The organism is Bdellovibrio sp. BCCA, assembly GCF_037996825.1.
Lineage (GTDB): Bacteria > Bdellovibrionota > Bdellovibrionia > Bdellovibrionales > Bdellovibrionaceae > Bdellovibrio.
In genome coordinates, this window is record NZ_JBBNAC010000001.1 from 1367651 (window position 1) to 1394636 (window position 26986).

The 26986-nt window shown below is 44.7% G+C and carries 23 protein-coding genes; 19 read left to right on the plus strand and 4 right to left on the minus strand.

The window, feature by feature from the left end; translation table 11 throughout:
* Positions 1-16 precede the first annotated feature (16 nt).
* The 13 genes from prfB (at position 17) to AAAA78_RS06805 (ending at position 14888) form a co-directional block, all read left to right on the plus strand.
* Complete coding sequence (gene prfB, locus AAAA78_RS06745) at positions 17-1153, plus strand: peptide chain release factor 2 (protein ID WP_295904319.1); 1137 nt, start codon at positions 17-19, stop codon at positions 1151-1153.
* Entirely contained in the window at positions 1150-2379 is a 1230-nt protein-coding gene (locus tag AAAA78_RS06750; protein ID WP_340591019.1) for an ABC transporter permease, read from the plus strand. Before prfB ends, AAAA78_RS06750 begins: the two co-directional genes overlap by 4 nt.
* Positions 2372-3055 (plus strand): ABC transporter ATP-binding protein, encoded by a 684-nt coding sequence (locus tag AAAA78_RS06755; RefSeq protein WP_340591020.1) that lies wholly within the window; start codon positions 2372-2374, stop codon positions 3053-3055. The genes AAAA78_RS06750 and AAAA78_RS06755 overlap by 8 nt, the downstream gene beginning before the upstream one ends.
* A 258-nt stretch (positions 3056-3313) precedes the next feature.
* Positions 3314-5122: a hypothetical protein gene (locus AAAA78_RS06760; RefSeq protein ID WP_340591021.1), complete on the plus strand. Its 1809-nt coding sequence runs from the start codon at positions 3314-3316 to the stop codon at positions 5120-5122.
* A 205-nt stretch (positions 5123-5327) separates the two neighbouring features.
* Positions 5328-7718, plus strand: coding sequence for an outer membrane protein assembly factor BamA (gene bamA / locus AAAA78_RS06765; protein ID WP_340591022.1), 2391 nt, complete (start codon positions 5328-5330; stop codon positions 7716-7718).
* Positions 7719-7747: 29 nt separating this feature from the next.
* Positions 7748-8248 (plus strand): OmpH family outer membrane protein, encoded by a 501-nt coding sequence (locus tag AAAA78_RS06770; protein WP_295904313.1) that lies wholly within the window; start codon positions 7748-7750, stop codon positions 8246-8248.
* An 81-nt stretch (positions 8249-8329) separates the two neighbouring features.
* Positions 8330-9154, plus strand: coding sequence for an acyl-ACP--UDP-N-acetylglucosamine O-acyltransferase (gene lpxA / locus AAAA78_RS06775; protein ID WP_340591024.1), 825 nt, complete (start codon positions 8330-8332; stop codon positions 9152-9154).
* A complete protein-coding gene (locus tag AAAA78_RS06780) occupies positions 9147-10073 on the plus strand; it encodes a Gfo/Idh/MocA family protein (protein WP_340591025.1) in 927 nt (308 codons plus the stop codon). The genes lpxA and AAAA78_RS06780 overlap by 8 nt, the downstream gene beginning before the upstream one ends.
* A gap of 1 nt (position 10074) precedes the next feature.
* Positions 10075-11226 carry a lipid-A-disaccharide synthase gene (gene lpxB, locus AAAA78_RS06785; RefSeq protein WP_340591026.1) on the plus strand — a complete coding sequence of 384 codons (1152 nt, stop codon included), beginning with the start codon at positions 10075-10077 and terminating at the stop codon, positions 11224-11226.
* Positions 11223-12242 (plus strand): tetraacyldisaccharide 4'-kinase, encoded by a 1020-nt coding sequence (lpxK, locus tag AAAA78_RS06790; protein ID WP_340591027.1) that lies wholly within the window; start codon positions 11223-11225, stop codon positions 12240-12242. The genes lpxB and lpxK overlap by 4 nt, the downstream gene beginning before the upstream one ends.
* Positions 12214-13095 (plus strand): lysophospholipid acyltransferase family protein, encoded by an 882-nt coding sequence (locus AAAA78_RS06795; RefSeq protein WP_340591028.1) that lies wholly within the window; start codon positions 12214-12216, stop codon positions 13093-13095. The genes lpxK and AAAA78_RS06795 overlap by 29 nt, the downstream gene beginning before the upstream one ends.
* Positions 13095-14192: a DUF3108 domain-containing protein gene (locus AAAA78_RS06800; RefSeq protein WP_340591029.1), complete on the plus strand. Its 1098-nt coding sequence runs from the start codon at positions 13095-13097 to the stop codon at positions 14190-14192. Before AAAA78_RS06795 ends, AAAA78_RS06800 begins: the two co-directional genes overlap by 1 nt.
* Before the next feature lie 78 nt (positions 14193-14270).
* Entirely contained in the window at positions 14271-14888 is a 618-nt protein-coding gene (locus AAAA78_RS06805; RefSeq protein WP_340591030.1) for a response regulator transcription factor, read from the plus strand.
* 2 nt (positions 14889-14890) lie between these two features.
* On the opposite strand, the gene AAAA78_RS06810 is transcribed toward AAAA78_RS06805, so the two are convergent.
* Complete coding sequence (locus tag AAAA78_RS06810; RefSeq protein WP_340591031.1) at positions 14891-16024, minus strand: cyclic nucleotide-binding domain-containing protein; 1134 nt, start codon at positions 16022-16024, stop codon at positions 14891-14893.
* Positions 16025-16126: 102 nt separating this feature from the next.
* Between AAAA78_RS06810 and AAAA78_RS06815 the strand changes: the two genes are divergently transcribed.
* Both AAAA78_RS06815 and AAAA78_RS06820 read left to right on the plus strand, forming a co-directional pair.
* Positions 16127-17308, plus strand: a complete 1182-nt coding sequence (locus AAAA78_RS06815; RefSeq protein ID WP_340591032.1) for a glycosyltransferase family 9 protein — start codon at positions 16127-16129, stop codon at positions 17306-17308.
* Positions 17211-18302, plus strand: coding sequence for a glycosyltransferase family 9 protein (locus AAAA78_RS06820; protein WP_295904968.1), 1092 nt, complete (start codon positions 17211-17213; stop codon positions 18300-18302). The genes AAAA78_RS06815 and AAAA78_RS06820 overlap by 98 nt, the downstream gene beginning before the upstream one ends.
* A 1-nt stretch (position 18303) precedes the next feature.
* On the opposite strand, the gene AAAA78_RS06825 is transcribed toward AAAA78_RS06820, so the two are convergent.
* Genes AAAA78_RS06825 through AAAA78_RS06835 form a run of 3 tightly spaced genes read right to left on the minus strand, consistent with a single transcriptional unit; the run spans position 18304 to position 22310 of the window.
* Positions 18304-18996, minus strand: coding sequence for an RluA family pseudouridine synthase (locus AAAA78_RS06825; RefSeq protein ID WP_340591033.1), 693 nt, complete (start codon positions 18994-18996; stop codon positions 18304-18306).
* 24 nt (positions 18997-19020) lie between these two features.
* The gene (locus AAAA78_RS06830) at positions 19021-20433 is read right to left on the minus strand and encodes a sigma-54-dependent transcriptional regulator (RefSeq protein WP_340591034.1); all 1413 of its coding nucleotides are present in this window, start codon (positions 20431-20433) and stop codon (positions 19021-19023) included.
* Positions 20430-22310: a CHASE2 domain-containing protein gene (locus AAAA78_RS06835; RefSeq protein ID WP_340591035.1), complete on the minus strand. Its 1881-nt coding sequence runs from the start codon at positions 22308-22310 to the stop codon at positions 20430-20432. Before AAAA78_RS06835 ends, AAAA78_RS06830 begins: the two co-directional genes overlap by 4 nt.
* Positions 22311-22382: 72 nt before the next feature.
* Here AAAA78_RS06835 and AAAA78_RS06840 point away from each other — a divergent pair, with 72 nt between their 5' ends.
* The 4 genes from AAAA78_RS06840 to AAAA78_RS06855 all read left to right on the plus strand — a co-directional run bounded on the left by AAAA78_RS06840 (position 22383) and on the right by AAAA78_RS06855 (position 26986).
* Positions 22383-23330: a bifunctional riboflavin kinase/FAD synthetase gene (locus AAAA78_RS06840; RefSeq protein ID WP_340591036.1), complete on the plus strand. Its 948-nt coding sequence runs from the start codon at positions 22383-22385 to the stop codon at positions 23328-23330.
* Positions 23331-23358: 28 nt separating this feature from the next.
* On the plus strand, positions 23359-24135 hold the full coding sequence (locus tag AAAA78_RS06845; protein WP_340591037.1) for a hypothetical protein: 777 nt from the start codon (positions 23359-23361) through the stop codon (positions 24133-24135).
* Positions 24136-24239: 104 nt separating this feature from the next.
* Positions 24240-25943 carry a type IV-A pilus assembly ATPase PilB gene (gene pilB, locus AAAA78_RS06850; RefSeq protein WP_340591038.1) on the plus strand — a complete coding sequence of 568 codons (1704 nt, stop codon included), beginning with the start codon at positions 24240-24242 and terminating at the stop codon, positions 25941-25943.
* Positions 25943-26986 (plus strand): twitching motility protein PilT, encoded by a 1044-nt coding sequence (locus AAAA78_RS06855; protein ID WP_340591039.1) that lies wholly within the window; start codon positions 25943-25945, stop codon positions 26984-26986. The genes pilB and AAAA78_RS06855 overlap by 1 nt, the downstream gene beginning before the upstream one ends.

A 26986-nucleotide genomic window follows, 5' to 3' on the forward strand; every position in this document is an offset into this window, starting at 1 on the left:
CTCCCGGATAAACTCTTTGGCATGTCTATCATTACGGAATCTTCCGAAATCAAAAGTAGAATCGCGGCTCTCGAAAGTTTCTCAAAGGAACTTCGGGGGTATCTTTGACCTAGATAAAAAGAAAAAACGTCTGGACGAGCTTGCCATTCAAGCCGAAAACCCCGCTATTTGGGAAAAACCTGCCGAAATGCAAAAGATTAACAAAGAAAAATCCCTGCTTGAAAGAGCGGTGGGAGAGTTCGATTCTTTTGCCAATCGTCTGAGCGATGCCGAAGTGCTTTTAGAAATGGCGATGGAAGCGCAGGATGAAAGCAGTTTCACGGAAGTGAAAAACGAAGTCGCTTCTCTTGAAAAGTACGGACAAGAATTAGAACTAAAACGTGTCTTGAGCGGAGAGCTTGACGCCAACAGCGCGTATCTTTCTATCAATTCAGGCGCCGGTGGAACAGAGTCTTGCGACTGGGCGCAAATGCTTCTGCGTATGTACACTCGTTACGCGGATAAGCATGGTTATAAAGTTCAAATCGTCGAGATGACCGAGGGTGAGGGTGCGGGTATTAAATCATGCACGCTTTTGATTGAAGGCCCTTATGCTTACGGATATTTGAAAGCAGAATCAGGAGTGCATCGCTTGGTGCGTATTTCTCCGTTTGATTCGAACGCTCGGCGCCATACATCTTTTGCATCTGTCTTTGCTTGGGCCGAGGTTGATGACGATATCAATATCGAAGTTCGTCCTGAAGACATTCGTGTCGAAACATTTAGATCGAGCGGCGCCGGTGGACAGCACGTCAATAAGACGGACTCTGCGGTTCGTATGTATCATATTCCAACGGGCATCGTTGTTTCTTGCCAAATGGAACGCTCACAAATTCAAAACCGTGAAAAGGCGATGAAGATGTTGAAGGCGCGCCTTTACGAAGTTGAAATCGAAAAACGCAACGCCGAAAAAGACGCGATGAATTCGCAAAAGAAAGCCAACGAGTGGGGATCGCAAATTCGCTCTTACGTGATGCACCCTTATCAAATGGTGAAAGACCACCGCACGGATTATGAAACCAATCAGGTAGATGATGTGATGGATGGAGATCTGGATGGCTTCATTATGGCTTACTTAAAAGAGCAAATTAAAACCGAGGCTCAACCTTCGTGAATAAATCATTAGCATGGATCTCATGGCGACTTTTGATCTCCCGAAATACTTTATTCGGGGGCTCAACGCCGTTGTCGCTTTTGGGATTGGTGCTGGGCGTGGCAGCGTTGGTTGCTTCCATGGCCGTGATGAGTGGTTTTGAATCGACGTTAAAAAAAGCTATGGCCGATGTCTCAGGACATGCACAAGTCATGAAGCGCTCACGATTTCCTGATGACTGGAAGGAATTGGAAGATCGCATTCGTAAAGCCGAGCCAACATTGGTGTCTGCTTCGCGTTTTGTTTTTATTGAAGCTGTTCTTGCGCATGAAGGAAAAATTTCCGGAATTCTTATTCAAGGTGTCGACACCGAGCGCGTTAATAAAGTTTTAAATTTTAAAAATCGCGTGGTGAGTGGATCAGACGATTTAACTCCACCGAGCGAAGTGCCGCTCGCACTCGTCGGTAAAGGGCTTGCTAATAAAATGGGCCTTAAAGTGGGCGACAAGTTCCGCGTTGTTGTTCCCGTCGCTGATGCTGTAGACCCGTCAAAGTTCCAACGCCGTGTTGGTCAGTTTCAAGTTCAAGGAATTTTGGATCTTGGAAAATACGAGTGGAACGAAAGATTTATTCTTGCGGATCTTAAAGCAGCACAAAATCTAGCGGACATCGGGGATCGTTATTCAGGTCTTTTGCTGCGCTTTGAAGATGTGGACCACGCCCGAGATGCGGCATTTAATCTGAGCGGCGTTTTAGGTTCCCCCTATTGGGTGCGCGATTGGCGCGATTCCAATGAAAATCTTTTTGAGGCCGTGCAAGTCGAGCGTCCGGGTATTTTCTTTGTCGTTCTTGTGATCACGTTGGTCGCAGCTTTTAATATTTCTGCGACATTGTTTGTGAACGTCGTTCGTCGTTATAAAGATATCGCTATTCTAAAAACTGTCGGTTTTTCCCGTAAGGACATCATCAAGGTTTTTGCGTTCCAAGGTCTATTCTTGGGTGGCATCGGTATTTTCTTTGGATTTCTTTTAGGATTTATTCTCTGTGGGCTTTTCGCCTTTGCGCAGTCTCGCTTGGGACTTATCGCTGGAGAAGTCTATCGTCTGGATTCGATCGAATTAAATATTCGTCTTGTCGATTCCGTCGCTATTTGTATTGCAACGATGTTGATTTGTTTTATCGCGACTTTGGCTCCCGCTCGCCGTGGCGGAAGACTCAGTCCTGTTGAGGGGCTTCGCAATGAGTGATAGCAATGTTTTTCTTAAAGCCGTTGATATTCATAAATCTTACGCACAGGGTTCAGGCGAACTTGAAATCCTTCGCGGTGTGAGTCTTGAAATCAAAGAAGGGGAAGCGCTCGCGATTCTCGGAGCTTCGGGCGCAGGAAAGAGCACATTGCTACAGATCATGGGAACTCTGGATCGCCCTAATCGCGGCGAACTTTATTGTGAAGGTCGTGATCTTTTAGCGATGGGTGACGAAGAGCTTTCCCGTTTTAGGAATTCCGAAATGGGTTTTGTATTTCAGTTCCATCACTTGTTAGGTGAATTTTCAGCTTTGGAAAACGTGATGATCCCTTGCCGCGTGGCGGGGGAGTCCATCAAGGTCGCGCGCGAAAAAGCCATGCATCTTTTAAATTTTATGGGACTTGCCGAACGCGCTGAACACTTTCCAAGTCAGCTCTCAGGCGGGGAGCTTCAGCGTGTCGCTATTGCCAGAGCTCTTGTTCGTCATCCGAAAATTCTTTTCGCCGATGAGCCTACAGGAAACTTGGATTCCACAACGAGTGGAAAGATTCAGGAACTCTTTTTCCGTCTGAAAGAAGATATGAAGTTAGCACTCGTCATCGTCACGCATGATCTGACATTCGCAACGCGATTTCCTAAAGTCTATCGAATGAAAGACGGTCAGTGGCAGTCATAATAAAAACTGCTTGAGACATATTTGTGAGTCTAAAATTGTTGTAATTTTTCAAAATCATTTTGCGTTTACCACTGCGGTAATTGTGCAACAATAATTGTGGCTTGCCGTCCACGTTGCTTCCACATGAGATGTTCGATGTGCGCTTTCGATTCAGTAATCCTAGGATAAACTCGCAATCAAAAATTTAACTCTTTAGTTTTTTTAAACCCGCCGATAAAGCCACGTCCGGTACTTAGTACCATTAAAGAGAGGGAGTTTATGAGAAACGCAAAACGGATTTTACAAATATGTCTTGTTCCCACCTTGGGATTAAGTCTGTCAGCGTGTACAGGAAGTGGTGGCGGAGCAAGTTTAGATACATTGGATGTGTCAGGAGTTCTCAGTCTTGGTAATAGCACTCAAGGTTTAGAAAAAGTGCAAAGCTTTGCAGAGAAGGAAGATTCAGTCTCTGCCATGAGTGTGAACTTAGCGCTATATAAAGTGACCTGCGCCACGACCACGCCCCCGATTCAAAGTGCGTCGGCGAGCGTAGGTAACGACGGCTCATTCACTGTGAGTATTCCAGGTGCGAAAGGTCAACCTTTGAGTTGTTTCCTTGTGGATTCCAACGGCGATAAAGCTGCAGACTTTATTATCGCGGATTCGTCGAAAAAAGATCTGAACGGAAACTCAGAGACGTCATCGACAGCGGCGTTTAAAGAGCATGCAAATTTAGGAACAATCAACTTTGACCCGAATGCAGGTGAAGTGACAGTTCCAAAAAGTAATATCGCAAGTGTTGTGGAAGAAAAGAAAGCTGCGGCAGCAAGTGTGTTTGATCCTTCGGGGGCATGGACGATTGGCTCCGTGGATTTTACATTGCCTCGGGGTGTGAAATCGCCGTGCCCGAGTAATGATAACGATTGTCATGGTCCCCGCGCCAACCAGGCGATTTATTTAAAACTTTGGAAAGGTGTTGTGACAGCGGACAGTTCTGACATCTTTGGATTGCAAGTGTGGGAAGGTGCAAACTCCTTTGCAACTTGCGGTTCTAAAATCGGTTTAACGGCGGACATGAAAACAGCGTTGGGTGTGAACTTTAGCGCAAACGGCGCGGCTGATGCGGAGTTTTCTTTCTCAACATCAGTTCCAAATTTCCTTGATCAGATCACAAATCAAACAAGCACTGTGACTTTGACGGATGGTTGGAAGATGAGCACGGCGACTCTTCAACGTGACATCACAACAGGTTGCGGTCCTCGCGATATCACAATCGGTGGCGTGATGTACTCAAACGCTTGGGTGTGTGGTGCGGACGGTTCCAATAACTATCAAGTGAGCTTGGGTGGTGGTTGTGTGGACTCGACAGGTAAGTCTGTGGAAGTGAATGATTGGTCTGGATTCACTGGCAATGCTTGTTCGATGTCTGTTGATAGCAACCACATTCGCACGAACACTTGCAATGGCAACGTGACAATCAGTGGACAATCTAAGGCTGTGACTTGCACAAATAAATGGGTTGTGACGGATTCAAACGACGTTCTTAGAGCTGACAACGTGAACTTTGATTGGAACGCATTTAACACTGCAAATGGAATTTCTTCGAACAACGGTCAAACAACGTGTGCTTCGATTGCCAATGGCGGCAGTTCTGAGTCTTTGAAAATGGCGCAACTTCAGTGTTACGCCGATTACTACTGGCGTTCAGGTATGGAGCGCACAGAAAATGCCTGCCTTCCTCGCGTAGATATGGATTGGTCGGCAACGAACTCTGCAAACTTTGCGCACGTGGATAAAATCCGTCCGCAAGGTTTGGTGTTCTTTGAAAAATACGCGCCGTTTCCAGATGGCAGTGGTGGTTCTTTGATGACTCGTCAAGAACACTACGAGGGTGTGAGTGTGGATGGAACTAGTTGGGTGAACTGCCGCGTGATTGATGTCGGTGGTTTGACGATCAAGAAAGTCAGCGACACAAAACTTCTCGCGACTTACCAGTCTTCGCTTATCACAACAAGCACATCGAAACCTGCATGCTTAGCGAAGTTCAACGGCACTCGTGAGTCTTACGTTTTCTATCTCAATAAATAATGAATTCTACACGGCGCACCCTTTTGGGGTACGCCGTACCTATTTGAAACGCGACGCGCAGCGACCCCTCGCAGCGCGTCTTCTTTGACACGACCTTAGTCTTAAGTTACGATTCCCCAATCAAATTGTAAGTATTGAAAAATCTTATTGATTTTAAAAAACTGATTGTCAGAACGACTGTCAAAACTGTTGGGGAATTGAAACTTTGAGTAAGCTTCTTTGTGCATTGTTAATCACTTCGTTAACTTCGACGGTTTGGGCGGCTCCAGCCAAAAAGAAAACCAACAAGAAAACTTCTTCTGTGCAAGTGGCGGCGGCTCCGGCTGTTTCTGGTTTGACGATTAAAAACATCGAAGTTTCCGGCAATCGTAAAATTGAAAAAGATGCGATTCTTACAAAGATCGTTTCAAAAGTGGGCGAGTCTTATTCTGCGCAACACATTCGCGAAGACGTTGAGGCGTTGTTTAAGCTTGGTTTCTTTAACGACATCGAAGTCGATCGTCAGGTGAGTGGCAAAGATGTCACTCTGACTTACAAAGTTTTGGAAAAACCTTCGATTGTCGAAATCACTTACGAAGGTAATAGTGAAGTTAAATCCGACGACATCGCGGATGCTACGGGAATTAAAGCCTACCAACTTCTCAATATGGCAAAAGTAAAAGAAGCCGTTGAAAAAGTTCAAAAGCTTTACGAGGACAAAGGTTTCTTCCTTGCGAAGGTGGAAGCTGAAGTCCAAATCATGAAAAAAGACGAAACAGTTCGTTTGGTGTTTAAAGTTCGTGAGAACGACAAAGTGAAAGTGAAAAAAATCACTTTCCTTGGTAACAAACACTTAGGCGATAGCCAGTTAAAAGCAAAAATGCTCACGCAAGAGGGCGGTTTCTTCTCAGGACTTTCTGGTTCTGGTCAGTACAAGCAAGAAATGTTTGAGCGTGACGTGCAAATCTTGCGCTTCCTTTACTGGAACCAAGGATACGTGCAAGCCAAAGTCGATCGTCCGCAAGTGACGGTGACTCCAGATAAGAAAAACATCTACATCACTATTCGCATCGAGGAGGGTGAGCAGTACGATGTCGGTGATGTTGATTTCGCTGGCGACATCTTGTTCCCAAAACAAGAACTTTATGAAGCGATCAAAATCGATGACAACGGTGTTTTTGCATACGATGTCTTGCAAAAAGATATCAGCGAGTTGACGGCGAAATACGGTGACTTGGGTTATGCCTATGCCAACGTGATTCCACGCACGGCTTTCAACGCCAAAGAACGCAAAGTGAATTTGATCTTTGAGTTCGACAAAGGTTCCAAAGTTTACTTCGGTAAGATCAACATGGTTGGAAACTCCAAGACGCGTGACAAAGTCATCCGTCGTGAGTTGAAAATCCATGAGGGTGAGCTTTACAACGAAACTCGTCGTCGTCAGTCTTTGGAAAACATCCAACGTCTTGGTTTCTTCGATGAAGTGAATTTTAAAACTTCAATTGATCCTGAACGCACGGAAGTCATGAATGTTGATATCTCCGTGAAAGAAAGAAACACAGGGCAGATTCAATTGGGTGCGGGTTACGGAACATCGCAAGGTTTCACTTTGCAAGGTTCAGTCAATCAAGCCAACTTCTTGGGTAAAGGACAAAACTTAGGTGCATCTTTGAACTTAAGTAATACAGGAAGTTACTACAGTCTTTCTTTCACTGAACCCTATTTCAACGACACTCTCTGGTCCGTGGGTGGAAGTATTTATCAAAGTGCTAACACGGGTCGCGTAGACTTCGATGAAAATCACAAAGGTGGAACCATCAGCTTAGGTCATCCTGTGGCTGAGTTCACTCGTGGCTACTTGAAATACCGATATGACGACACAGAACTTTCAACGAAAACAGATTCTGATGGCGTTGTGACCGATCCAGACTTGTTCCCTTTGAAGTCCGCTTCAGGCATCACTAGCTCTTTGACCGCAACGCTTGAGTACGACACTCGTAACGACCGCCAAATGCCGAGCAAAGGTATTTACACAATGGGTGCGTTTGAGTACGCGGGTCTAGGTGGAGATCTGAAATATACTCGCGGAAATGCCTCATTCCGTTATTACAAAAATATCTTCTGGGACGTAGTGTGGAGAAATAACATCACTTACGCACGTATCGATTCTTTGGAAGGTCAAGATGTTCCATTCAGTGAATTGTACTTGCTCGGAGGCCCTTATTCTCTAAGGGGTTACCGCTCTTACCGCGTTGGTAGAATGAAGCTTTCTAACAAAATTAAGCAGAAGATTATCACTGATAATCCGGGCATTAGTGACGAAGAAGCCACAAAACGCGCGATGCGTTTTTACGGTGGTACTCAGCAGGCAATGTACCAGACTGAATTACAGTTCCCTTTGGTAAAAGAAGCTGGCATCATGGGAGCTGGATTCTTTGATATCGGTGCGGCAGATGACGTTCTTGAAGATAAGAACTTCTTTGCTGACGTGGGGTTCGGAATTCGTTGGTACTCTCCGATTGGGGTCTTGCGCTTTGAATGGGGCTTCCCATTAAACCGCGATCCTCTGTACCAGGACGCAACAGTGTTTGAGTTCTCAATCGGTCCTAGTTTTTAGTTTAAAAATCTTTAAGGAGGATTTTAAGAATGAAGAAAATGTTGATCGCGATGAGCATGCTTCTGGCAGCTTCTTTCGCACACGCAGAAGCTAAGGTTGGCTACGTAGACATGCAAAAAGCTATTCAATCAACTTCAGCTGGTAAAAAAGCAAAAGGTGAATTGGAAACTGAGTTCAACAAAAAGAAAAAAGAACTCGAGAAAAAAGAAGCTGACTTGAAAAAAATGGGCGAAGACTTGGAAAAGAAAAAGTCTGTTCTTTCTGAAGAAGCTCTTGGTAAAAAACAAGCTGAGTTCCAAGAAGAAATGCTTAAATACCGTGACGTCGTAGGTAAGAGCCAAATCGAAATCCAAAAGAAAGAGCGCGAATTGACGGCTCCGATCTTGGAAAAGATGAAAAAAGTGATCGCAAAACTTGCGAAAGACAAAGGCTACACAATGGTGATCGAAAATTCTCAAATGGTGCTTTATGCAACTCCAGATGCGGATTTAACTCAAGAAGTGATCACGGCCTACGAAAAAGAAAAGTAGTAATGAAATCAAAAGGGCCTCAAAAAGGCCCTTTTTTAGTTGGGTGTTCTTAAAAACGAAAAACACTCTGTTAGGTAAAAAATGGCAAATTATAAAATTCATCCAAGCAGTGTTATCTCTCCAGAAGTAGAAATCGCCGATGACGTTGAAATCGGTCCTTACTGCTTGATCCAAGGTAAAGTTAGAATCGGTAAAGGTACTTACGTAGAAGGGCACGTCACTTTGGGATCTCGTCATGGGATTTTAGAGATCGGCGCAAACAATCATTTCTGCCCGGGCGCTGCGATCGGTGGAGCTCCCCAAGATATTTCCTACAAAGGTGAGCCGACAAGTTTGATTATTGGAAACAACAACACATTCCGTGAATTTACGACAGTGAATCTTGCGACGAGCAAGGGTGATAAAAAAACTGAAATCGGTGATAACTGCTACTTCATGGCTTACACGCACGTAGGACATGATTGCAAACTTGGTAACAACGTTATTATGGCGAATAATACTCATTTGGGTGGTCACTGTGAAATCGCAGACGGCGTTTTCATCGGCGGTATGTCCGCTTTGAATCAGTTCACTAAAGTTGGTAAAATGGCGTTCATCGCGGGCAGCAGTATCGTGAACAAAGATGTTCTGCCGTTCTGCCGCGCTCAAGGAACTTACGCGACGATTCGTGCAACAAATAAAATCGGTCTTGCTCGCAAAGGCTTTGATCGCGCTGAAATTTCAAATGTGCATAAAGCTATCCGTATCATCATCATGGGTTCTCACACGGTTGAAGAGGGTATCGAGCGTATTAAACAAGAATGCGCTATGAGTCCTAACATCGAATACTTTATCAACTTCATCAGAAGCTCAAAACGCGGTATTGCAGTAGATAGAAGTCCTAAAGGATGGCAAGACGATGAGTAAGAAATTACGTGGCGCCGTTGTTGGCGTCGGATACCTGGGTAACTTCCATGCTCAAAAATATAAAAACAACCCACATGTTGAACTTGTGGGCGTTTGCGATCATTTCCCTGCACAAGCTGATAAAATTGCAGCCGAATTGGGTGTGAAGAGCTTTCACCGTCCCGCCGATCTTATCGGCAACGTGGATTTAGTAACGATTGCAGCAAGCACATTGAGCCACTTTGAGTTGGCAAAAATGTTTTTGCAAAATGGCGTTCACGTGAATGTAGAAAAGCCTATCACAGCAACAGTGCCTCAAGCTGAAGAGCTGGTGGCTTTGGCTGAAAAAAATAATTTGAAACTGGCAGTGGGACATATCGAAAGATTCAACCCTTCTGTGAATGAGTTAAAAAAACATCTTAAAAACCCTCGCACGATTGAACTTGTTCGCATGGCGCCTTACAAAGCGCGCGGCGCGGATGTCAGCGTTCTGCACGACTTGATGATCCACGATATGGATCTTCTTTTCTGGCTGACGGGCAGTGAAATCGAAAGCATGGTGTGTTCAGGAACAAAACTTGTTTCTAAAGAACTTGATACAGCTTCTGTGTCTTTCAAAATGAAAAATGGAACTCATGGTATTATCAATGTCAGCCGTGTTTCTCCGACGACGCAAAGATCTATCCGTGTGGCTCAAGACGATTGTACTTTGTTTGCGCAAACAGGAACTCACGAACTTGAAAAAGTGGAAGTGGGACCTGGTGGTGACGAGCTTGTGAAAGTCACAAAGTGGACGGTAGAAAAAGCAGATGCTCTGCAAAGAGAAACGGACGCTTTCATCGACTGCATCTTAAATGATAAAAAACCTGTGGTCACAGGACTTGATGGTTTGAAAGCTTTGAAAGCTATCGAAGACATTCAAAGAATGATCGAGGGTTGATGTGGATCAAGTCTTGATTGTTGCGGCGGAAGCCTCCAGTGTCACTTATGCGCAAAGAATTCTTGAGACCTGGAAAAAGCAGGGAAGAAACATCCATGCTTTCGGCGTCGGCAGTCAGGATATGGAAAACATCGGCTTTGAACGCCTGGGCAAATCCGAAGAGATGGCTGTTGTGGGTGCGGCTGAAATCATCGCTCAGTACAGTCATTTGAAAGGTGTTTTTGACAGCCTCGTCGCTGAAGCTGAAAAACGCCGTCCTAAAGTGGCGATCGTGATGGATTATCCAGAGTTCAACTTGATGCTTTCCAAAAAGCTTCACGCTTTGGGTATTCCGGTTGTTTATTATATTTCTCCGCAAGTCTGGGCGTGGCGCAAAGGCCGCGTAAAGACGATTAAAAAATACTGCAAAAAAGTTTTCGTTCTTTTTCCATTCGAGGTTCCTTTCTATGAAGAGCATGGAGTTCCGTGCGAATTCGTGGGACATCCTCTTTTAGATGAATTGGATGATCGTTTATTGACTGACCCGGGTTATTTAAAAACTCATCGCAATCAGTGCGGCATTCGTGACGACGAAATCGTTTTGGGTCTGATGCCGGGAAGTCGTCGTTTGGAATTAAAGCAGCACTTCCAAATTCAGTTGGATACGGCTCGCATTCTTTCTAAAAAATATCCAAACCTGAAAGTTGTAATTTTGACGGCGCCGACGTTTACGAAAGAAAAAATGTTGGAATATCTTGAGGACTTCCGTCTTCCTTATATTTTGCTGAAAGACGAACCTTTTCGCATGATCCACTTGGTGGACATGATGCTCGTGGCTTCAGGAACGGCGACTTTGCAAGTCGGTATTTTGAAAAAGCCGATGGTCATCATGTACAAGATGAAGTGGCTCACCGGAGTTTTTGCAAAACTCTTTGTCCGTGGGACAAAATATTTCGGTCTTGTGAATTTGATTCTTGGAAAAGAGGCCGTGCCAGAAAGATTCCAGTCAGACGTGAATCCGGAACTTTTGGCTTCGCTCTTGGAAAAATACATTGTTGATCCTCAATACAAAGCTCAAGTCGTATCTGATTTGACTCAGCTTCGTCAGTATCTAGGCGATAAGGGAGCAACTCAACGTGTGGTGAAAGCCCTCGACGAGTTTTTCACGAAATGAAGTTTTACCTAAGACCTTTTTCATTCCTTTATGATTCTATCGTCGGAGTTAAAAACTCTTTGTACGATAGGGGAGTGATTGGGGCTTATAAGGCTCCGGTGCCTGTTGTGAGTATCGGAAACTTGACGGTAGGTGGAACGGGAAAAACACCGATCACAGATTTCTGTTTAAAAAATCTTGTCGCTCAGGGAAAAAAAGTGGCGGTGATCAGTCGCTCTTACCGTGCGGATGCAGAGTCTCCGGTTTTAGTGGACGTCGATCATCCTTTTGCGGCTCGCTACTTCGGTGATGAGCCGGTGTTGCTTGCTCAAGCGAATCCCGATGTCTCTGTTTTTGTGGGGCCTAGCAAATGGCAAACAGCCGAGTATGCCGTTTCTCAAGATCAATTTGACGTTTTATTGGTCGATGATGGTTTTCAGCACCGCAAGCTTGCTCGTGATTTAAACATTGTGATTTTAGATGCCACTGAAAGTCTTGATAATTACGCCGTGGTTCCAGAGGGCCGCGCTCGCGAATCGTGGGCCGGTGTGCAAAGAGCCGATGTCTTGATTTTGACAAAATGCAATTTGGCGAAGGACGATGATCTTAAAGCTTTGGAAGAAAGACTTCCGAAGAATAAAGAAATTTTGTACTTCGGCTATGAGATCCGTCATTTCAGAAATGGCAAATCGGCAGAAATCAAATCTTGTGCTGAAATGCAGGGGCAAGAGTTGTTTTTGGTTTCCGCGATTGCTCGTCCCGATGTATTTGAAAAAATGATGCGTGAGTTGGGAGAAGTCTCGAAAAAAAGCATTCACTACCGTGACCATCATCAGTACACCGATCACGACGGCAAACATATTGAAGAGGAATTCCGCAAGTCTCAGGCGAAGTATTTGGTTTCTACGGAAAAAGACTCTGTAAAGCTTCGTCATATTTTATCAAACCCGTCTCAACTCTGGAGTGCTTCCTTGGAAGTGGCCGAGCTTGGCAAGAAGGGACGTCTTAGTGAAATTATTGGTCAAGTTCTTCGTTAAAATCATGGTGTTTTTTAGCTCCTTGTTTCCACGCACCTGGCTTCGTAAGTCCGGAGCGTGGGTTGGATTTTTATGGTTCGATGTCATGGGCTTTCGAAAAAAAATCGTGATGAACAATCTCGATATCGCTTTCCCAGAGTGGAGCGAAGAACAAAAATACAAAGTGGGTCGAGAGTCCGTTTATCAACTGGGATACAACTTTGCGGAATTCTTTTTTATTCCGTCAGTGACTCCGAAGTGGGCTGAGAAAAACGTCGTCTTTGAAGGTTGGGAAAACGTTGAGAAAGCGCGTGCGCTTGGCAAAGGAATGTTTTTCTTAAGTCTGCATTTAGGAAACGGTGATCTCGCGGCCAATACGATTGCACAAAAAGGCCAAGAGCTTTTTATTATCACGAAACGTTTTAAGACTCAGTGGTTCAATGATTTGTGGTTTTCCGTGAGGGGAGCCAAAGGTGTGCAGTACATCGATGCGCATGGACCGAACAACGCTTTTGAAATTTTAAAGGCGCTTAAAAAAAACGCCGCTTTGGTGTTTGTGCTTGACCAGTACATGGGAAAACCTTACGGGATTGCGACCACGTTTTTTGGAAAACGAACGGGAACGGCCTATGGTCTAGCTCTGTTCGCACAAAAAACAAAATCACCGGTGCTTCCAATTTACACGTATGAAGGAAATGATAAAAAACTTCATGTGGTGATTGAACCAGCTATGGACACTTTGAAGCACGTGACTGATGATAAAGATCAGACCATTTTGAACTTAACCCAATCCTTCAACGATAAGCTTGAAGAGATTGTGCGTAAGCACCCGGAACAATGGATGTGGGTGCATCGTCGGTGGAAGGACTTTTAGTGAAACGCTCGACTCTTCTTGGCACTTTCTTCTTTGCAGTATTTTTGGTGTCTTGTTCGACATCATTTCTTAAATATGAAAAAGCAGATCAGCTCAAAAAGAATGAAGAGTTCGAAGAAGCCGTCAAAATCGTAAAACCTTCGGAGCCTGCAGAAGGAACAGCAGGGACAACACCGGCACCAGCAGAAACTCCAACTCCTGCGGTCACAGCAAAAGAAGCTGCAAAATCTGTCGGTAAAAAAACTGAAAAGAGCGCCAAACCTGTAGCGAAAACTCCCGTTAAAACAGCAAAGAAAACCAAAGGCAAAGCGGAACAAAAAGCCGCGCCTGAGGTGACTCGCCGCCAACCAGACATTGAAGACGAGGCGGGCTTTGAAGGACGTCGTCCGGTTGTTGATCCTTTCCGTGTTGGTGAAGAAGTCGTTCATGACGTTCATTATTTTAAAGTTTCTGCCGGAGAATTGCGTTTAAAAGTCGAACCTTTTTCGATGGTGAACAATCGCAAGTCTTACACGTTTGCGATTGAAATCAGAACAAGCTCGTTATTTTCAACATTCTACAGTGTTGAAGACCGTGTTGAGACCTTTGTTGATTATGAAGATCTGGTGCCACGTGTTTTCCAATTGCACGTGAAGGAATCCGGCCAGTTGCGCGAAGCGAAGATGCTTTTTGATGTTGAAAAGAACACGGCGACTTTCTGGGAAAAGAAGGTTACAAAGGATCACGGCGAAGAAGAAAAGAAGCAGCAGTGGGAAATCTTGCCTTACACGCAAAACGTTTATAGCGCCGCTTTCTACATGAGAAATTTCCAGTGGGAACCAGGCAAAGAAATTGCGTTCCGAGTTGGCAACGATAACGAAAATTTGGTGTTTTCCGGAAAGGCTCTTCGCCGCGAAATTCTCGATACAAAACTTGGCCCCATGAAAGCCATTGTTATTCAGCCAAATATTGTTCTAAAAGGAAAGTTCAAGCCTATCGGTGACAATTTTATCTGGTTGTCAGATGACGATCGCAGATACATTTTGCGAATTGAATCGAAAATTAAAATCGGAACACTCGTTTCAGAAGTCGTTTCGATCAATCCTGGCAAACAGTAAATCTCACCCAAATGGAGGAGGTCAAAGAGGGTAGTTTTTCTTTGACTAAAAATCCTCTGACCGTGAGAATTTCTCATCATGAGTAGTGAACATCGAGTTGGTATTTTTATTGTAGACGATCACGCAATCACCCGGGCCGCGCTGAGAGCTGAAATCGAAAAGTTTTCTGACAAGTTTTATGTGGTAGGCGAAGCAGGAAATGAAACCTCTGCTCTTACGCAAATTACGGACTTGAAACCCGACATGGTTTTTTTAGATCATTCTTTAAAATCGTCTGATGGTTTGCGCATTCTTGAATATTTAAAGACTACTTCCACCAAAGTATTTGTTTTCACTCAAGTGACGGATCCGCATATTTTGCACTTCTATTGGAAGAACGGTGTTGTCGCTCTTGTGAGCAAGGCGCTGGAGTTGAGCGACTTGCAGGCGGCTTTGCACACGGTCAGTGCGGGCAAAAGATATCTTTCCCCCAATTTTGTGAACATCATTGAAGCCAACTATAAAAGTCTCTTAACGGCGCGAGAGATTGAAGTGATACGCCTTATTTCAAGTGGACGCTCCAATAAAGAAGTCGCAGACGTTCTAGGATGCACAGACCACACGATTAAAACCCACAAGGCCAATATCATGGAGAAATTGGGTTTTAGTAGCACGGTGGAAGTCAGCGTGTGGGCTACTAAGAACGGATTGATTTAAGTTTAACGATTTCTTTTTGCGTCGTTGGCGAGGCGTTCGGCGGCGAGGGTTTCGATTTCTTTTGCGAGCAATAGATTTTGCGAGAGCACGCGGTAAAAATCATTTTGATGAATTTCTAAAAGAACCGAGTTTTGCTGTGTTGTGACCGTGGCTGTTCTTTGTCCGCCACTCATCAAAAGCGAAATCTCTCCGAAGGCGGAACCTTGTCCAAGCACGTTGATATTTCTTCCGCGTTGACTGATAACCACATTTCCTTGGATCAGGATATAACAAGTGTTGCCTGGTTGGCCTTCTTGAAAAAGCATTTGATGGGCCGGTGCTTGGCAAAGTCTTCCTGTGAAAATCAAACTGTCTAAGCTGTCCGTAGGAAGATCTTTAAAAAACGGGGAGGATTGCAGAGCTTGCAGAACCCAAAAGCGGTGCTGAAGGCTTTGTGCTTTTTCAGATTTAATTAACTGATCAAACTCCGGCAAATGTTGAATGCGCAGAACTTCTGAAGGCAGTGTCGTGATCACATCTGCGGAGCGCGGCTGATTTAATAAAAATCCACGCTCACCAAAAATAGATCCGCTTCCTAAAACAGAAACCATCTGGCGGCGTCTGGCATCGAGCACTCGGTAAATCGCAGCTTGCCCTTGTAAGATAATATACAGATCGCGATCCATCATTCCTGATTGTGTTAAACGCATTTGTGCAGGAACTTGAAAGCGTTCCGCCTTTTGCAAAAGGTAATTTGCAAGCTGCGGCTCTAAAGAACGAAAGAAGGGGAGATCACGCGGAAGAACTTTTGTTCCGTGCTGAATTTTTTTATCAAAGGCCGAGTTTTGATATTTGATTTCTTGCGCTTCTGCTTTATTAAAGTATTCGCGGAAAGAGGGATTTACTAAAAGACCTTCGCTCACTAAAAACTGCAAAAGACCATAAAGCTCGCGAAAGCTGACCAGCCATCCTTGTCCCAGGAAAAACTTCACAAGGCCTTCAATGCTTCCGGAATTGCGAAGTACATCCAGATAAGAATATTGAAGAGAGCTCAAACGAAAACTTTTTCGAGTTTCCAAAACGGTCAAAGTTCCCCCATCACCTTGGGGGCTCAGTTGAAATCCTTGAAGCTGGACCTTTTCACTTTCGATCTTCATCCGAAGACTTATCGGAAAAAACAAGCTTAAGCTTACCGAACCAAGGTCGGGAAAGAGGAACTTAGACTCAGGAAAAGTAAGGGTTTGTCATACAATAGCCCTATGGCCATTACCGACTGCAGACATTTCTCAGGTTACAAACCTTGCAACAAGGGTGAAAAGTGTGACTCCTCCTGCGCAAGCAGGGATGTGCCGATCTTGTCTGTATTGATCGTGCATCTGGGCGCTCTCGGAGCTGTTGTTCGCAGCACCAGTTTGCTGAAGGCGATTAAAAGAAAATATCCAGGATCCATGGTGACATGGGTGACAGATGCACCAGCTCATCATCTTCTAAAAAATCATCCTGCAATTGACCGTGTGTTGACGACTTCTGAAGCGGACATGCTTCAGTTAGGAGCGTTGGAATTTGAAGTGGCCTTAGTCATTGATAAATCTCTTAAAGCCATAGGCGTTTTAAAAAGAACAACCGTGGATCAAGTTTTTGGTTTTACCGCAAATCCCCACAATGGCGCCATAGTGCCAGCCACTTCTGCAGCAGAAGAGCTGTGGGAACTGGGGCTTAACAATCACAAAAAATTTTTTGAGAATGAAAAACCTGAAACACAGTTGATGATTGAAGCGTTAGAACTTGGCGATTATCAGCGTGATGATTACTGGTTGCCTCTGACAGAGAGCGAAGCTCGTGAGGCGACCCTGCGCCATTACCAGTGGCTGAGCGAAAGAAATAAAGAAATCATTATCGGTCTTAATACGGGTTGCAGTCCCGTGATCCCTTATAAGAAACTCACCGTGGATTATCACCGCATGATGATTGAAAGAATCCTCAAAGATTTTCCCAAGGCAGAGATTGTGCTCTTAGGAGGCCCTGAAGACACGGACCGCAATGCCTTGATAGCACAAGGTTTGCCCGTTATTTCATCACAGACAGAGTCGGGATTGCGAGACGGACTCATCAGTGTGGCGGCGTGTGATGCCGTGGTAACGGGAGACAGTCTCGGTATGCACATGGCGATCTCGCAAAAAAAACAAGTGATCGCGTGGTTTGGTCCGACGTGCGCTCACGAAATTGATCTTTACGACAGGGGTTTTAAGATTCTCACAAAGAGTCCGTGCAGCCCTTGCTGGAAGAGGACTTGTGAAAAAAACATTATGTGTTACGATCAGGTCTCGTTAGAGGAAATCGTTCATGCCCTTGAATCTTGTTGTGCAAACAGCCTTTCTGGGAGACCTACTGCTCTCCATTCCACTTCTGAAGAAGTGCCGGGAACTTTGGCCTCAACATAAGCTCGCATTAGTCTGCCGCAAAGGTCTGGGTGATTTTTTTCTTAAAACTCATCTGGTCGATCAAGTTTTTGAAATCGAAAAAGGCAAATCCGAAACGTACGCTCAAATCCTAGAGCATCTTCGTTACGTGGAAGTTGATAATTTAATTTCTCCACATCAATCTTTGCGCACGGCTTTTTTCTGTGCGCAGGTAAAGGCCAAACACAAAATCAGTTTCCAAAAAGCGTGGAATTTTTTAGTTTTCTCTAAAAGAACTCAGCGCAATGTACAATTGCCGGATGCAATGAGGCAGTTAAGTCTTCTAGCGCCTGAAGATGCAAATTTGGCCAGTGATCTTGCTCAGTACGTGACGGATGCGAAACCCTATACTCCGGATGCACAAGGTAAACTGCAGGCGCCACCTAAGTGGGCGTCCATGAGTCTTCGTCATCAAGTTTTAGAGCAAGAAGATATTTACAGATCTCTTCAGCAAAAATTTGATCTTAAAGCCTTTGAAGAGGGGAGAGCCGTCTTGCTTTTCCCTGGCAGCGTATGGGCCACTAAGCGTTGGACCGAAGAGGGATTTATTCGCACAGGTAAAGCTCTGCAAGCCAAAGGTTTTCAAATCTATGTGATGGGCGGACCTGGCGAAGAAGCTTTAGCTGAAAAGGTGGCTTCAGAAATCCCAGGGTCACAATCTCTTGCTGGAAAAACAAAGATCATTGAATCAGCGCAGTTGATTGCAAGAGCGGCTTTATTGATTGGCAACGACAGTGCCTCAACGCACTTAGCGGCTGTTTGCGAAACTCCGCTGATCGCTGTATTCGGTCCAACAATTCTAGAATTTGGTTATCGTCCGTGGTCGGCAGAAAGTTATGTCGTGCAAAGAGAAGGCCTTAAATGCCGTCCTTGCGGCAAGCACGGCCATAAAGTGTGTCCCATTAAAACTCACGAATGCATGAAGAGTATTTCTGCTGAAGAGGTTCTTCGCACCGCTGGATTTATTCTTAAATAACTTAATATTCGTAATCGATCAGAGTGCGAAAGTAAGCAGGCACGGGAGCCTTAATGCTGAGGCGCTTTTTAGAGTGTGGATGCGTAAATTCAAGTTTCGCGGAATGCAGCCTTAAATCTTTAAAGTTAGTAGAAGACTTTCCGTATTTAGGATCTCCAACAAGGGGATGACCTTCACCCGCAAAATGAACACGGATCTGATTCTTTTTGCCAGTCACTAAGTTCACTTTCACCAGACTGAACTTATCAGTCTCTTTTAAAACCTCATATTCAGTGATCGCCAATTTTCCGTCATCGGAAGTTTTGCTGGAATGAACAACATAGTCTTCATCTTCCGTCAGATAGCTTTGAATAGTGCCAGATTTTTTCGCCATATGACCGTGAATGATCGCGTAATAAGTTTTCTTAGTCTCTTTCCAGTTGTTCTTTAAATATTGCTGAACCTCTTCGGTCTTAGCAAAAATTAAAACTCCGGAAGTCGCTTGGTCAAGACGGTGAACCACGTAAACGCATTTTGTAGAGCGAGGATTGCCTTTACGAATGTACTGATTCAAAACTCCATGAACGGTAAAATCCCTTTCCCACTTCGCCGCGACCGTGAGCATACCCGGAGCTTTGTTTCCCACAATGACATCTAAATCCTCGTGGAGAATTTCAAAGCCTTTGGGTTGATATTTCTTAGGGATCTTTTTCATGAAGTCCTTAAAACAAAGCGAGGACTATTCCTCGCTAGTGAATTCCTTCACGTTGATTCCGTACTTACGGATTTTACGCAGAAGTGTGTTCTTAGGAATATTGGCCTGAGCCACAGTCTGATTGATGCGTCCGTTGTTGGCTTTTAAAGCACTGATGATAAATTCCTTTTCCATTTCTTCTTTGAAAGCATCAAAATCCAAAGGCCCCGAATAACCCACGTTCGCCGTTTTATCGCCGCTCTCTTTCGGCGCAAGCTTAATAGACTCAGGCAAAGAATCCGCCGTGATAGAGTGAGTGTTCTCAACAATAAACGCGCGCTCAATCACGTTTTCAAGTTCACGAATATTTCCCGGCCAGCGATAGGATTTTAAAAGATCCAGCGCTTCCGGAGTCACACCGTTAATCACGCGGCCGTGTTGTTTTGCAAACTTCTTAATAAAGTTTTGAATCAAAGGCTCGATATCGTCATAGCGCTCACGAAGAGGTGGCAAGAAGATCGGCATCACATTCAGACGATAGAATAAATCTTCGCGGAAAGTTCCTTCTTCCATCATTTTTTCTAAATTGCGATTTGTCGCTGCGATAATGCGTGTTGTGGTTTTCACTTCACGAGTCCCGCCGACAGGAGTGAATTTTCTTTCTTGAAGCACACGAAGAAGTTTCACTTGCATATCCGGACGAAGCTCACCGATTTCATCAAGGAACAAGGTTCCGTTGTTCGCCATTTGGAACTTACCGATTTTCCTTTCAACAGCACCTGTGAAAGCCCCTTTTTCATGACCGAAAAGTTCACTTTCCATTAAGTTTTCTGGAATCGCTCCGCAGTTGATAGCCACAAAGCTTCCTGATTTACGGGGGGAGTTAAAGTGGATGGCACGAGCTACGAGTTCTTTCCCTGTTCCGTTTTCACCGCGAACCAGAACTGTCGTATCGACTTTGCAAAGACGATAGATCAGATTAAAGACCTCTTTCATTTTTGAGGAGCCACCGACAAATTCACTTTCGATGTCATCATCAAAAACCGGATTTGAAAGAGCTAGGCTTGACACCAAATCACGCGCTTCCAAGCTCTTGCGAACAATTTCTGCAAGCAATTGAGGATTGACCGGTTTTTCGACGTAATCGTAAGCGCCTTCTTTGATCGCCAGAACGGCGTCGTGTAAGTTTGAGTGCGCTGTCATCAACACCACAAAAGTACGAGGGTCATGTTCCTTGATCGCCGTCAAGGCTTCAAGACCATTCATCTCTGGCATTTTAACATCCATTAAGACCAGATCCCATTGCTGTTGTTTTACTTTCTCTAAAGCTTCTTTTCCTGTGGAAGCTTCGTCGATTGTAAAATCAATTTCAGGCATTGTTGATTTCAGAATAGAAATCACTGAACGGCGCAGTTCAGCTTCATCATCTACAATCAGTGTGTGGAGTTTGTTCATCATGCAAGCACCTCAGTTTCAGTTTCCGTATCGTATTCAGTATCCAGCGGCAAAGTGAAAGACACAGTGGTTCCGTGTCCCACCGTACTTTCCATTTTCACTTTTCCGCCATGCAGTTCGATAAAATATTTAACGAGATAAAGTCCTAATCCCGTTCCTTTAGTTCTTAAATCCTGGTCGCTTCCGCGAGTGAATTTGCCCCAGACCTTTTCCATGTCTTCGGGCTTAATGCCTTCTCCAGTGTCTTTTACAATGACGTGCACTAGATCATCAGACTCGTGCGAGATCACCTCAATGCGGCCCCCGGCCGGAGTGTACTTCACGGCATTTTCGATGAGGTTGATCACAACCTCTTTGATCAAAGTCGTATCAAACTCCAAAGAAAACATGGGTTCTAAAGAAGTATGAATCGCGATATTCTTTTCACGCGCTAAAGGACGAAGTGATTGCAGAGCTTCCTCGATCACTTCATTGATGTCACCGACGTCCGTGTTGATTTTAAAATCGCGAGACTCAACACGAAGGACTTTCAAGATGGATTGAATATAGCGATTCAGTTCATCACCGTAAAGACGCAAAGACCGAAGATCTTGATTAAGTTCTGAGTCTTGATGCTGTGTCATCAGGCGATCGACAATAGCCTGAATCTTGGCAATCGGTGTTTTTAAGTCATGGGAAATAAGACTGACGAAGTTGTTTTTCAACTGTTCAAGCTCTTGCAGGTATTGTTGCTCTTGTTGCAAGCGGAAGTTTTTCTTTTCAATCTTTGTGGCTTGATAGCCGATAAAGATAATCCACGAAGCCCCTAAAAGTACAAACGGCGAAAAGGCCGGAGACCAGAAATAAAAACTATCAAACACCCACGCCGACAAGGCCGCGAGCAAGGTCCCGATCCAAAGAATAAAGAACAACGCCACGGATTGCGGATAAGTCGTGATTAAGAAAACCGCAATAAGCATCAAGACAAAAAATCCTGAAGCATACCACCAAAAAGAAAGTCTCTTGATCCACTTGTTTCCTAAAACCGTATCTGTCGCGTGCGCCAAAATTTCCGTGCGCGATAAAGTTCCTACGGGAGTCATGTAAGTCGGGGAAGAAGATGTCTCAGCTCCAATGAGAACAATTTTATCTGAAAATGCATTGCTGGGAACTTCGTCGTACATGATTTCGCTTAAAGTGTACTGAGTGAAAACTCGGCTAGAGCCGCGGTAGTTGATCGGAAGCCCCGCTTGTTGGGTAGGAAATTTCTTGTGAGTGATCATCTCCACAAGATGAGGCATGTCTGATCTTTGCGGGAATACACGACGAACAACGCCATCCTCGTCGCGGCGGACTTCATTGTTTCCAAGATTTGTATGATCGCGATTTGAAAAGACCGGCGTTAATACACGCTCTAAACTGTTCGTCGTTGAAGCCCAAACAACACGTGAATCTAAAAATAGTTTTTGTTCTTCAGGAGACAATCGCACGGTTCCGACGTTGTCGCCAAAGTACAACGTCACGCCGACGGAACGAGGATTTTGTCTTAGAATGCGCAAAAGAAGTTCAGACCAGATTTGTTTGTTCCAGAAGAAGCTGTCCGTGATGTCAGTGACTTCGCTCATGTTGTCTAAAAAATTAGTGCGAGATTCATAAATCGCGGCGAAGTCAGATTGGCGAATGGTGATCAGGACGATTTGCGAGGAAGCCTTTTGATCTCCGCGCAGTTGAAATCTTTGGTCGTAAGCATTGATCTCGTCATTGGAAAGGGCCAGGCATCCAATCGCCCAACACAGAATACAGCGGAGCCAGAACCCTCGACGACGGGAGAAGAAACGAAGCAGGACTTCGAGACGGAATTTGAGGTGTTCTAAAGAGGCTTTTTGCACGCGTTGCAACATAGCAAATTTATTAAAAAATTCAACTATTAAAAGGGCTTACAGACGAGCTTGGAACAGGGTATATTGAAAAATATGCATGTTTATCAAGGCGTTCATCAGCTCAGCTCTCCTCTAGAATCCTCTGTTGTCACTATAGGGAACTTTGACGGCGTTCACTTAGGGCATCAGCAGCTTATCGAGAATGTGACTCGCGAAGCTCAGTACTTCGGGGTGCCGTCGGTGGTTTATACATTTCATCCGCATCCAGTGAAAGTTCTTCATCCTGAGAGAGCCACGTATCGCCTTTTTGATCTGAAAGATCAGCAGGAACAGTTTGCAGCCAGAGGCATTGAATACGTGATCATCGAAGAATTCACGAAAGAATTTTCTCAGGTTTCTCCGCAAGATTTTTTGGATCGCTATATTGTTTCACGTTTGCATCCAAAAACTTTGGTCGTAGGGCATGACTTTTCATTCGGAGCTGACCGCGCGGGAAATATTCCGTTCTTAGAAAAATACTGCGCTGAAAAAGGCATTCGTCTGATTATCATTCCGCCGTTTCAGTACGAGGGTGCTGTTGTTTCCTCAACGCGCATCCGTGAAGAACTTAAAAACGGACACGTTGAAAAAGCCAACGAACTTTTAGGTCGCACGTACTACATGCGCGGTCATGTGGAAAAAGGTTTTCAGCGCGGTCGTACGATTGGCGTTCCGACGGCAAATATTCATCCTGATGTGGAATTCATTCCGCGCAAGGGTGTGTATTGTACGCTGACAAAATTCGGTGGACACATGCATCCATCCATCACCAATATTGGTGTGAATCCCACGTTCCAAGAGAATGGCAAAGGTCCCATCAAAATTGAAACACATCTGTTTGATTTTGATGCGCATCTTTACGGTTTGGAAGTGGAGGTGTACTTGTTGCATTTTATTCGCGACGAAAAGAAATTCTCCGGCATTGATGAATTAAAAGCCCAAATCCAAAACGACATCTCTGAAACGCGCAGGTATTTCCGTGAGCACCCACAAAATAGTTGAGTTCCGTCCCGAAGGAATGGGGCACTTTGTGAGGTATTTAAAGTTCCTGTCTGAGAAAAAAGGCTGGGGCTGGGAATTTGAAGTTCATCCTGAATTTTCAAGAGACCTCATGCAAGGGGCAATGGCCGTGAAGGTCGCGCCTTCATTATCTCCCAATATTCTCCCGCAATTGCAAGTGTTGCCAACTTTGGTGCGCACTCTTGAGTGCACGGATTCTTTTTTTGCAGAAAACGGAACTTGGTATCCACGTCTTTTATTACATGAAGCTCTTCGCTTGGTTTTTGTTGAGGAGTCGAATGATTTAGACATTCGCGCGCCCGCGTTTGTGATCGGCGATAATGAAGAAGCCCGAACGGCTTCTTCAGCTTTAGCGGAGATGGGCATCGCGGATATTTACATGGTGGGATCAGGGCGCAAGATGCAACGTCAGAAGGATATTCTTTCGCGCTCGCAGTTGGGAATTCGTTTTCATGTTCTTCCTGCTGAAGAACTTACGCTGCAAGCGGTGAGTGCGGGAATTGTCGTCAATACTGTGGATCTTTCTTCTCAGAAATCCCTTTTGACGGATCTTTCTTATTTCAACTTTATGAGTCCAGCGGGGTATGCGTTGGATTTAAATATTCTTCCGGAACATAATCTTCTTTTAGAAGAAGCCGTGAAGGCGGATTTGCGCGTTCTTCATCCGATCTTAGTCGCTTCTGTGTACACGAAGCTGTGGTTGGATCGTCTCGAAGTGGGAAGTGAACTTTCGCACGAAGAGATTACCGAAAGTTGGAGAGAGTTTTTAAAACAAAATTCCACTTAGATTTTGGTCGGGAAAATTATCTTCTGTCGAGTGAAAGAAAACTATTCTTAGGCCTAGTTACAAAAAATGGCACCCTAGAGTAAAGTGAGTCTAGGGAGACATTAATGTCGTCACTCAAAATAGGTGAAATATTAGTTAAGCAAGGTTTGCTAAAACCTGACCAATTTGCTTTGGCTGTTGAAGAACAAAAAAAGACAGGTCAAAAGCTGACGTCTGCAATTATCCAACTTGGATTTCTTAAGGAAAACCAAATTCTTCGCGCGCTTGAAAAACATTTTGCGGTTCCGGGTGTCGAAGTAAATACATTTGAAATCGATCAAACTGTGATTGCGCTGATTCCTAAAGATGTCTGCGAAAAAAACACGCTGATCCCTTTGCAAAAAGCGGGAACCACGTTGGTGGTCGCGTTCGCGGACCCCTCTAATATTATAGTCAAAGAAGATTTGCGTTTCATCACTCGTTGCCGTATTCAAGCCGTTGTTGGAACGGAGAGTGCGATTGCTTCCGGTATTGAAAAATACTACGGCGGAAGTATCAGCATGAAGAACCTGAACAGCATGAATGCGGATGCACTGGATGAAGAGTTCAGTGTGAACAGTCCTACGGCAGAGATCATCGATCAGGACGGCATGACTGATGATGCGCCGATTGTGAAATTCGTGAACTCCATTTTAGGGGACGCGATCCGCAAAAAAGTTTCTGATATTCACTTTGAACCTTATGAAAAAAAATACCGCGTACGTTTCCGTATCGACGGTAACTTGGTCGAAGCCACGGCTCCTCCGGCGGGAACGGGTGCGGCGATTGCTTCACGTATCAAGATCATGTCCAAACTGGATATCGCGGAGAAACGCCGTCCCCAAGACGGTCGTTTGAAAGTTCGTACGTCCAAAGGGAAAGAGATGGATTTCCGCGTGAGCGTTCTGCCAACTCTTTGGGGTGAGAAAGTCGTTCTACGTCTTTTGGATAAATCGAATTTGCAGCTGGACATGACAAAGCTCGGATTTGAAGAAGACGATTTGAAACTCTTCAAATCGCAAATCAATCTTCCGCAAGGAATGGTTTTGATCACGGGACCGACGGGCTCCGGTAAAACGAATACAATTTATTCAGCTCTTTCGGATTTGAATCAACCGGATGTGAATATTTCCACGGCGGAAGATCCTGTCGAGTTTAACTTAGAGGGGATCAATCAGGTGCAGATGAATCCTGATATTGATTTAACCTTCGCGAGTGCTTTGAAATCTTTCCTTCGTCAAGACCCTGACATCGTATTGGTGGGGGAGATTCGTGACTTGGAAACAGCAGAGATCGCCTTTAAAGCGGCTTCAACAGGTCACTTGGTTGTAAGTACTCTACACACGAACGACGCACCAAGTACGGTGATTCGTTTGACCGAAATGGGAGTGGCTCCGTACATCATCACGTCAACCGTGAACTTGATCGTTGCGCAACGTCTGGTCGGTAAAGTGTGTGAATCTTGCAAAGCTCCAATTGAAGTGCCAGCACAAACCTTGATCAATCTGGGGGTGGCACAAAATGATATTCATGAGTACAAACTTTTCCACGGGAAGGGTTGTGCTAACTGCAATAACACAGGAATTAAAGGTCGTACGGCGATCTTTGAACTTATGCACATGACGGAGAAAATGAAAGAGGCCATCCTCAAGGGAGCTTCAACAGGACAGCTTCGTTATCTCGCGCGCGAACAAGGGATGAGAACTTTGCGCCGTAGTGCTTTGTTAAAATTAAAACGTGGTCAGACAACCATTGAAGAAGTACTCAATGCATCAGTGAAGGACACATAATGAGTTTGACGGAACTTCTTTTGCAGGCAAAAGCGAAAAAGGCGGAAGAATTTTTATTTGTCGTGGGAAGTGAGCCTCGCGTGCGTCTGCCTTCGGGATGGACGAGTTTAAGAACGTCTCCGGCTCTGGTGACAGAGTGGAATCTTTTGCAGCAAAGCTTGCTGAGCAATCAGCAAAAAGCGGTGCTTGAAACAACAGGTGTTGTGCAAGGGGAAGCGTCTTTTGAAAGTGTTCGTATTGGATTTTCTTTTTTTCAGCAAGACACCACGATGAAAGCGATTTTGGATATGGATCTGGATGGCGGACGCCAAGAGATTCAACTTCCTCCGTCGCTTTTGGAAACATGCCTTCGCATGAAGGGGTTGGTTTTACTCTCAGGTCCCGGTGAAGCGGGGCAAGTTTGGGCATTGCACAGAATTTTACAAAAACTCAGCGAAGAAAAATCTTTTGTCGGTGTTGTGTTTTCGCGCAAAGCTTTCCCGCAAGTGCGTGAAGCAAAGGCTTGTTACCTGTATCACAATGGTGAATTCGCTCGTGCGGAAGAAAAAGGAAGTCTTCTGGCGGGTGTCGACATGGTGGTCTTTGACGGTTACTCTGACGAAGAATCTTTTGAAGAAGCTTTGGCTTTGGCAGAAAGAGGAACTTTCGTTGTTTATTCAATGAAAGCTCCTTCCATCACGAATGCTCTTCGCCGTTGTCTGTCTGTATTGGGTGAAAAATACGGCGAGCATGGGGCGCCTCGTTTGGCGGAAGTTTTAAGCATGGCTTCTGGACAATATGCGGTTGCAGGTTTATCCGGAGAAAAAGTTTTTGCTCATGAAGTTTTGTTAATGAAACCTCAAGTGAGAAACATGATTGAAGAAGAAGATGTGAAAGGCCTAGAGAATCTGATGACGAACTCGCCAGAGAACTCCGGCATTCTGACTTTGAATCAGTCTTTGTTACAGCATTTGATCCGTCGCCGCGTGGATCTAAAAACAGCATTTGAAGTTTCTAGAGATCCAGACAACCTTGATCAACTTCTTAAGAAGGTAGGTATCTAA